The organism is Mesorhizobium norvegicum, assembly GCF_004919685.1.
In the GTDB taxonomy this organism is placed as follows: Bacteria; Pseudomonadota; Alphaproteobacteria; order Rhizobiales; family Rhizobiaceae; genus Mesorhizobium; species Mesorhizobium norvegicum.
The window spans coordinates 32,836-40,026 of the sequence record NZ_SMYZ01000120.1 but is presented as its reverse complement, the minus strand read 5'-3'; the positions used below and the strand labels follow the sequence as shown (position 1 = coordinate 40,026).

Annotated in this window: 9 protein-coding genes and 1 pseudogene; 2 read left to right on the top strand and 8 right to left on the bottom strand. The window is 61.2% G+C overall.

Annotation, left to right across the window (positions count from 1 at the left end; all coding sequences use genetic code 11):
• Window positions 1-69: 69 nt before the first annotated feature.
• Window positions 70-537 (bottom strand): Lrp/AsnC family transcriptional regulator, encoded by a 468-nt coding sequence (locus FCU66_RS37065; protein WP_023762149.1) that lies wholly within the window; start codon window positions 535-537, stop codon window positions 70-72.
• A gap of 139 nt (window positions 538-676) precedes the next feature.
• Here FCU66_RS37065 and hppD point away from each other — a divergent pair, with 139 nt between their 5' ends.
• Window positions 677-1,789, top strand: a complete 1,113-nt coding sequence (hppD, locus tag FCU66_RS37060; protein WP_136621019.1) for a 4-hydroxyphenylpyruvate dioxygenase — start codon at window positions 677-679, stop codon at window positions 1,787-1,789.
• A 24-nt stretch (window positions 1,790-1,813) separates the two neighbouring features.
• On the opposite strand, the gene FCU66_RS37055 is transcribed toward hppD, so the two are convergent.
• The 7 genes and pseudogenes from FCU66_RS37055 to hmgA all read right to left on the bottom strand — a co-directional run bounded on the left by FCU66_RS37055 (window position 1,814) and on the right by hmgA (window position 6,558).
• Complete coding sequence (locus tag FCU66_RS37055) at window positions 1,814-2,125, bottom strand: BrnA antitoxin family protein (RefSeq protein ID WP_136621018.1); 312 nt, start codon at window positions 2,123-2,125, stop codon at window positions 1,814-1,816.
• Window positions 2,112-2,369: pseudogene (locus FCU66_RS42395) on the bottom strand (BrnT family toxin). The gene FCU66_RS37055 and the pseudogene FCU66_RS42395 overlap by 14 nt, the downstream one beginning before the upstream one ends.
• A 55-nt stretch (window positions 2,370-2,424) precedes the next feature.
• Window positions 2,425-2,973, bottom strand: a complete 549-nt coding sequence (locus FCU66_RS37045; protein ID WP_136621017.1) for a DinB family protein — start codon at window positions 2,971-2,973, stop codon at window positions 2,425-2,427.
• A gap of 4 nt (window positions 2,974-2,977) precedes the next feature.
• A complete protein-coding gene (locus FCU66_RS37040; RefSeq protein WP_136621016.1) occupies window positions 2,978-3,271 on the bottom strand; it encodes a hypothetical protein in 294 nt (97 codons plus the stop codon).
• 3 nt (window positions 3,272-3,274) lie between these two features.
• Window positions 3,275-4,288: a fumarylacetoacetate hydrolase family protein gene (locus FCU66_RS37035; protein ID WP_136621015.1), complete on the bottom strand. Its 1,014-nt coding sequence runs from the start codon at window positions 4,286-4,288 to the stop codon at window positions 3,275-3,277.
• Between the two features lie 90 nt (window positions 4,289-4,378).
• On the bottom strand, window positions 4,379-5,233 hold the full coding sequence (locus tag FCU66_RS37030; RefSeq protein ID WP_168992096.1) for an MBL fold metallo-hydrolase: 855 nt from the start codon (window positions 5,231-5,233) through the stop codon (window positions 4,379-4,381).
• An 11-nt stretch (window positions 5,234-5,244) separates the two neighbouring features.
• Window positions 5,245-6,558 carry a homogentisate 1,2-dioxygenase gene (hmgA, locus tag FCU66_RS37025; protein WP_136621013.1) on the bottom strand — a complete coding sequence of 438 codons (1,314 nt, stop codon included), beginning with the start codon at window positions 6,556-6,558 and terminating at the stop codon, window positions 5,245-5,247.
• Window positions 6,559-6,645: 87 nt separating this feature from the next.
• On the opposite strand from hmgA, the gene FCU66_RS37020 reads away from it, so the two are divergent.
• Window positions 6,646-7,113, top strand: a complete 468-nt coding sequence (locus FCU66_RS37020; RefSeq protein ID WP_136621012.1) for a MarR family winged helix-turn-helix transcriptional regulator — start codon at window positions 6,646-6,648, stop codon at window positions 7,111-7,113.
• Window positions 7,114-7,191 lie beyond the last annotated feature (78 nt).

Sequence of the window (7,191 nt, the reverse complement as noted above, 5' to 3'; positions counted from 1 at the left end):
GGGGAGATGGCCGGCAGGCCAGAGGGGGGCGCTGTCCCGCCCACATATATCAATTGAAATTCGCTCAAACTAAATCGGCAGCGCCCCTGTTTCCTTCAGCGTTTCCAGCACGATCGCCGTCTTCACATGCTGCACGGATTCGTGCGGCAGCAAGACGCCGTTGACGAATTCCGACAGCGACTTCAGGTCGGGCGTCACCACTTTCAGGATGTAGTCCATCTCGCCGGTCAGCGCGTGCGCTTCCTGCACTTCCGGCAGCCGCGCCACCAGTTCGCCGAAGCGCCTTGCGTTGTCGCGGTTGTGGGTGGCAAGCGTGACCGAGATGACGTTGACCAGCGAGAAGCCGAGCTTGTCGCGGTCGAGAACGGCGCGATAGCCTTTGATGAAACCATCCTCCTCCAGCCGCTGGCGGCGGCGCGAGCATTGCGACGCCGACAGGTTCACCCGCTCCGACAGATCGTTGTTGGTCAGCCGCGCGTCGCCCTGCAACAGTGCCATTATCTTGCGGTCGAACTGATCAATGCGCGTCTCATCCATGGTTTTGTCTCTCATCATGCACGCTTCACGCATGAGATGATCATTTCAAGCGTTTGAATGCAAGCACCATGCACCGACTCGGCGCTATGATGGGCGTCAGATGGCCTTTTCAGGCCAAGCCAGCTTTCGGAGGAATATCATGGGTCCCTTCCCGCACGACGCCCCGCCCGCCACGATCAGCAAGGACAACCCAGCCGGCACCGATGGTTTCGAGTTCGTCGAATTCGCGCATGCGGAGCCGGAAAAGCTGGCCGAACTGTTCGCCCGCATGGGCTATGTCGCGGTGGCCAAGCACCGCACGAAGAACATCACCATCTGGCGTCAGGGCGATATCAACTATGTCGTCAATGCCGAGCCCGGCTCGCATGCGATGAAGTTCGTCGACAAACACGGCCCCTGCGCCGCCTCGATGGCCTGGCGGGTGGTCGACGCCAAACACGCTTTCGATCATGCCGTTGCCAAGGGCGCCACGCCTTACGAAGGCGCCGACAAGGCGCTCGACGTGCCGGCAATCGTCGGCATTGGCGGCTCGCTGCTCTACTTCATCGAGACCTACGGCAAGAAGGGTTCAGCCTATGATGCCGAGTTCGAATGGATCGGCGCGCGTGACCCGCGGCCGGAAGGCGTCGGCTTCTATTATCTCGACCACCTCACCCACAATGTCTATCGCGGCCAGATGGACAAATGGTGGGATTTCTACCGCAATCTGTTCGGCTTCAAGCAGATCCATTTCTTCGACATTGACGGCAAGATCACCGGCCTGGTCAGCCGCGCCATCACCTCGCCCTGCGGTAAGATCCGCATTCCGCTCAACGAATCCAAGGACGAGACCAGTCAGATCGCCGAATATCTGAAGAAGTACAATGGTGAAGGCATCCAGCACATCGCTGTCGGCACCGACGAGATCTACGCCGCCACCGACAGGCTGGCCGACAACGGGCTGAAGTTCATGCCCGGCCCGCCGGAAACCTACTACGACATGTCGTATGACAGGGTGAATGGCCATGACGAACCGATCAAGCGGATGAAGAAGCACGGCATCCTGATCGACGGCGAAGGCGTCGTTGACGGCGGCATGACCAAGATCCTGCTGCAGATCTTTTCGAAAACCGTGATCGGCCCGATCTTCTTCGAGTTCATCCAGAGGAAGGGCGACGAAGGGTTTGGCGAAGGCAATTTTCGCGCGCTGTTCGAATCGATCGAGCAGGACCAGATCAAGCGTGGGGTGATCAAGGTTCAGGCGGCGGAGTAGACCCACCGCGCGAGGTGCAAGCGTCTATTTGGCGAGGCCCACCGCCTTGCGCAGAATATCGTTGATCCGGCTCTGCCAACCGGGACCGCCGGCACGAAACTGGGCGACCACATCGCTGTCTAGCCGGAGCGTCACCTGCTTCTTCGGATTGTCGAGCGCTGGCCGTCCGCGCGAACGACGAATGCTTTCGGCGAGTTCCGGGAACACTTCGGCAAAAGGACGGGCATTTCGAAAGTCCTCCTCACTCCATCCAGGATTGTCCGAAACGGCATCCCAGTCTTCCTTGCTGTAGCCACGACCCGCTTGGAATTCAGTCCGCAAGTTACGCTTTGTCATCGAACAACCTCCTTTCAACCGGGTTGGCCCGGCGCATCGAAACTATCGAAATGCCCTCGGAGCCAAGCCGGGCAAAGATCACGGCAACCACGCCGTCGACGACCCGTCCGATTGCCATGAAACGACCGGCCTTGGCCGTCCGGATCGTCGAGCCCTAGAAAAATTCGCCATCCAGTGCGGCAAAATCCAAGCCGTGTTTTTCGATGTTGGCTAACCGCTTTGGTTCGTCCCAAACGATCTTCATGGGGAATTTATGTACCTACAACAATTAAGTCAATAATTTTTCGTAACTACAATAATTAATCGCCACCACTAAGTGCAAGCCGCTCGGCCTCTTTCTCTCTCAGCTTTGCATCGTAATCGAGCAGGAACTCGTCCAACTGCGGCGGCTTGACCGAGGTACCGGACAGCATCGCATGCACCTGACCGCGATGATGGATGTCGTGCAGGAAGACGTGGGCGAGGATGTCGCCGATGCGCTCGGGGATCATGCCGTCCTCGCGTCGGTCGGTGACGACGCGGCGATCGAGATCGTCAGCCGACAGCCCATCGCAAAAGGCGATCAGCCGACGGTCGGCCGCAGTCTGGGCGGCAAACAATGCCCCCGGCTCGTCGAACGACACGAAGTCGTCATAGGCGGCGGCACCGAGACCACCTTCCTCGAGAAAATCAAGATAGAGAAGATCGACTGCCAGTATGTGGTTGAGCGTCGCCTTGATCGACGGAAAGAAGCTGGTCCGCTCGGCTGCGAATTCGCCCGGCTGGAGCGACAACACCGCGCGATGGAGCCGGTCGTTCGACCAGAGATTGTTGCCGGACATGCGGCGCAGGTGATCCAGCAGGTTCATGACGTCATCCGGTCGACCGCACCAGATACAAGCCCGCCCCCATAACCATAAATCCGGCGAGAACGATCAGCAGCAGCCGGTTCATGCGCCGACGCATGCCCTGCGTTTCTGCGTCCCGCGCGACGTTCACGTTGGTGATGGTGTGGAACATCATCGCCTTGCGCGGGAAGCCGCTGCGGTTGGTCAGGTCAGGCGAGCGCGCCTCGATGCGGTAGCTCAGCCGGATCGCCTGGATGAAGACCGCCAGTATGGCGAGTGCCCAGACACCGGCCAGCAGATAGAATGCGTCCCCCGTCATGCCTTACCTCTCGTATTTCTCGACCTTCTGCTCGATGGCACCGAAGATCGAGTTTCCGCTTCTGTTCTTCATCTCGATGCGCACCGTATCGCCGAAGCGCAGGAACGGCGTCTTGGGTTCGCCTGATACAATCGTCTCGATCATGCGCAGTTCGGCGATACAGGAATAGCCGGCGCCACCGGCCGAGACAGGCTTGCCCGGCCCGCCGTCGAGCTTGTTGGAGACGGTCCCCGAGCCGATGATCGTGCCGGCGGCCAATGGCCGTGTCCTTGCCGCGTGAACGATCAGCGCCGGAAAGTCGAAGGTCATGTCGACACCGGCATTGGCCCGGCCGAACGGCTTGCCGTTGAGATCGGCGAGCAGCGGCAGGCTGACCTTGCCGCCATCCCAAGCGTCGCCCAGTTCGTCCGGCGTGACCGCGACAGGCGAAAACGCCGAGGACGGCTTCGACTGGAAAAACCCAAATCCCTTGGCCAGTTCCGGCCCGGTGAGAGCGCGCAGCGTCACGTCGTTGACCAGCATCACCAGCCGGATCGCGGCGCGCGCTTCCTCGAGGCTTGCACCCATCGGCACGTCGTCGACGATGACAGCGACCTCGCCCTCCATATCGATGCCGAAGGCCTCGTCGGCCATACGGATCGGATCACGTGGCGGAATGAAGGCGTCCGCGCCGCCCTGGTAGATCAGCGGATCGGTCCAGAAGCTCGCCGGCATCTCGGCGCCGCGCGCTTTGCGCACCAGCTCGACATGGTTCACATAGGCCGAGCCGTCGGCCCATTGATAGGCACGCGGCAGCGGCGAATGGGCGTCATGCTCGTGAAAGCGCTCCGCCGGCACCGCATTGTTCTCCAGCGATTCCGCTATTGTCGCGAGGTGCGGCGCGATGCGCCGCCAGTCGTCGAGTGCGGCCTGCAGCGTGCGCACCAGGAACGAGGCGTCGGTGAAGCGTGTCAGGTCACGCGAGACGACGACGAGTTTTCCGTCGCGCGTCCCGTCCTTCAATGTGGCAAGCTTCATGCGGTTTCCTCTCCTGCTGCAGCTTTCTCGCTGCTTTGGTTTTTGTCTTGCGCATGATCTTTTCCGAAAACCGGTTCCCACTTTTCGGGATCATGCTAGCTCCACAACAAGGCCGTCGCGGGCGATCGTCAAGTCGCCGGCCCATGTTTTCCTGACAGCGGCAGTCCAGTCGGCCTCGCCGATCCCGGGATCGTCGGCCGGAATGAGGTGATTGAGCACCAGCCTCTTGACGCAGGCATCGCTGGCGATGCTGCCGGCCTCTTCGGCAAAGCTGTGGCTGGCAAGCAGATGGTCTTTCAGCCGCACGCCATTGCCGGTCCTGGCCACCAGCCGCTCGATGCCTTCTTCCAGCATGGCTTCGTGGACCAGGATATCGGCGCTCCGGGCAAAATCGGCGAGCGGCGGATAAAAGGCCGTATCGGCGGAGAACACCACGCTTTTGCCAGCGTATTCGAAGCGCAGCGCAAAACAATCGGTCACCGGTGGATGCTCGACGCGCAGCGCCGAAACCGTCAAGCCGCCTTGCTCGAGCACCTGGCCTTCGCCGAATTCGACGATCGAAACCAGCTCACGAATGTCCGGCCGGCCCTCGTCGGTGATGCGGACCTCGATGTCGAACTCCATCGCCTGACAAAAGCGCCGCCAGTAATGACCCGTGCCCGGCGGGCCGAACACGCCAACGGGCGTCGCCAGACCTGCCGTCCACGCGGTGTGGATCAACGGCCCCAGTTCCAGCACATGGTCGGAATGCAGATGCGTGATGAAGACCAGGTCGAGCGATTTCAGGCTGATGCCGGCATCGACCAGACCACGCGTCACGCCAAGTCCGCAGTCGACAACGACCGTACGGCCGCCGATCTGCAGCAGCGACGAACTCGGCCATGGACCACCTGGCCGTAGCGCCGGGCCACCCTTCGAACCCAAAATCACCAGCCGATCCGGCATTGGCTCGGTGCTCAAGACCAGTCGCCCTCGGGCGTGCCATTGAAACGCTTCTTCAGGTCGGCCCAGCAGTCGATGTAATTGTCCTGCCGGGTTTCGAGTTCGGCGCCGTAGCGGGTCAGCATCTGCGGAAAGCGGGTCTCGAACATGAAGGCCATGGTGTTGTCGAGCTTGACCGGTTTCAGGTCGGCGCGGAAGGCTTTTTCAAAACCTGTCGAGTCAGGCCCATGGGCCAGCATCAGATTGTGCAGACTGATGCCGCCGGGCACAAAACCTTCTTCCTTGGCGTCATACTGGCCGTGGATCAGGCCCATGAACTCGCTCATGATGTTGCGGTGGTACCAGGGCGGCCGGAACGTGTCTTCGGCCACCAGCCAGCGCGGCGGGAAGATGACGAAGTCGATGTTGGCGGTGCCCTCCTCGCCGCTAGGCGCGGTCAGCACGGTGAAGATCGACGGATCGGGATGGTCGAACAGCAGCGCGCCGACTGGGGAAAACGTCGCCAGATCATATTTGTAGGGCGCGTAGTTGCCGTGCCAGGCAACGACATCCAGCGGCGAATGGCCGATCTCGGTGACATGGAAATTGCCGCACCATTTCACCGTCAGCCGACAAGGCGTTTCCTTCTCCTCGAACCAGGCGCAAGGCGTCTTGAAATCGCGCGGATTGGCCAGGCAATTGGCGCCGATCGGGCCACGGTCGGGCAAGGTCAGCTTGGCACCGTAGTTCTCGCAGAGGTAGCCTCGCACCTCGGCATCGACTAACTCGACCTTGAACACAAGACCGCGTGGCAGCACGGCGATCTCGCCGGGCCTCAATTCGATGACGCCCATCTCGGTGATGAAGCGCAAAGCGCCGACCTGCGGCACGATCAGCAACTCGCCATCGGCGTTGAAGAAATGATCGTCGACCATTGAGCGGTTGGCGACATAGACGTGGGCTGCCATGCCGGTCTGCCCGAGCACATCGCCGGCGGTGGTGATGCTGCGCATGCCCTGAATGAAATCGGTCGGCTCCTTCGGCATCGGCACCGGGTTCCAGCGATACTGGCCAAGCGCCAGTTCGTGGTCGCCGACATTGGGCGCGCTCTTCCACAGCGGATAGTTTGCCGGCCTGAAGCGGCCGGTGTGCTTGACGCTCGGCCGGATCCGGTAGAGCCACGAGCGCTCATTGGTGCCGCGCGGAGCGGTGAAGGGCGAGCCCGAGAGCTGCTCGGCGTAGAGGCCGTAGGCCGGCCGCTGCGGGGAGTTCCGTCCTTGCGGCAGCGAACCGGGCAGCGTCTCGGTTTCGAAGTCGTTGCCGAAACCCGGCATATAGGAAAAGGCCATTGCTTCCTCCCGGAATGGATCTCAATTGACCAAACTGGTTTCATTTGTAACCATCAAAAATGTAACCATCAATGGCGGCTTTGAAAAATGGCGATCAAGAGCGAAGCGTCCGACGCGCCTGAAATTCTCAATCTTGAAAGCTTCCTGCCCTACCGGCTCTATCGGCTTGCCGACGCCGTTAGCCGCGAATTTTCCCGAATTTACAAGGACAGCCATGGCCTGACGCGGCCGGAATGGCGCACCCTTTCGGGGCTGGGGCAGCATGGAACGATGACGGCGTCTGCGATTGGCGAACAGTCGGCCATGCACAAAACCAAGGTTTCGCGCGCCGTGGCTGAACTCGAACGGCGGAGATGGCTCACCCGAACCGCTGACGAGAATGACCGCCGTGTGGAACATCTGGCGCTGACCAAGGCCGGCCTTGCCGCCTATCGCGAGATGGTGCCGCTGGCGAAGGCGTTCGAGCGGGAGTTGCTGGCGAGGCTGAGCCACCAGGAGCGGGCTGCAATCGTGAGCGGAGTAGCTGCGTTGGAGCTGGCGCTGGGCGGAAAGTAGGCTGGCATGACGAAGGACTGACATGCTGGCGGGACAGCACCCCCCTCTGGCTTGCCAGCCATCTCCCCCGCAAGGGGG

What these genes read in the sequence shown, in the direction of transcription:
- hppD (WP_136621019.1), top strand. Translation starts at nt 677, where the DNA reads ATGGGTCCCTTCCCGCACGACGCCCCGCCCGCCACGATCAGCAAGGAC.
- FCU66_RS37055 (WP_136621018.1), bottom strand. Translation starts at nt 2,125, where the DNA reads ATGACAAAGCGTAACTTGCGGACTGAATTCCAAGCGGGTCGTGGCTAC.
- hmgA (WP_136621013.1), bottom strand. Translation starts at nt 6,558, where the DNA reads ATGGCCTTTTCCTATATGCCGGGTTTCGGCAACGACTTCGAAACCGAG.
- FCU66_RS37030 (WP_168992096.1), bottom strand. Translation starts at nt 5,233, where the DNA reads ATGCCGGATCGGCTGGTGATTTTGGGTTCGAAGGGTGGCCCGGCGCTA.
- FCU66_RS37040 (WP_136621016.1), bottom strand. Translation starts at nt 3,271, where the DNA reads ATGACGGGGGACGCATTCTATCTGCTGGCCGGTGTCTGGGCACTCGCC.
- FCU66_RS37065 (WP_023762149.1), bottom strand. Translation starts at nt 537, where the DNA reads ATGGATGAGACGCGCATTGATCAGTTCGACCGCAAGATAATGGCACTG.
- FCU66_RS37045 (WP_136621017.1), bottom strand. Translation starts at nt 2,973, where the DNA reads ATGAACCTGCTGGATCACCTGCGCCGCATGTCCGGCAACAATCTCTGG.
- FCU66_RS37035 (WP_136621015.1), bottom strand. Translation starts at nt 4,288, where the DNA reads ATGAAGCTTGCCACATTGAAGGACGGGACGCGCGACGGAAAACTCGTC.
- FCU66_RS37020 (WP_136621012.1), top strand. Translation starts at nt 6,646, where the DNA reads ATGGCGATCAAGAGCGAAGCGTCCGACGCGCCTGAAATTCTCAATCTT.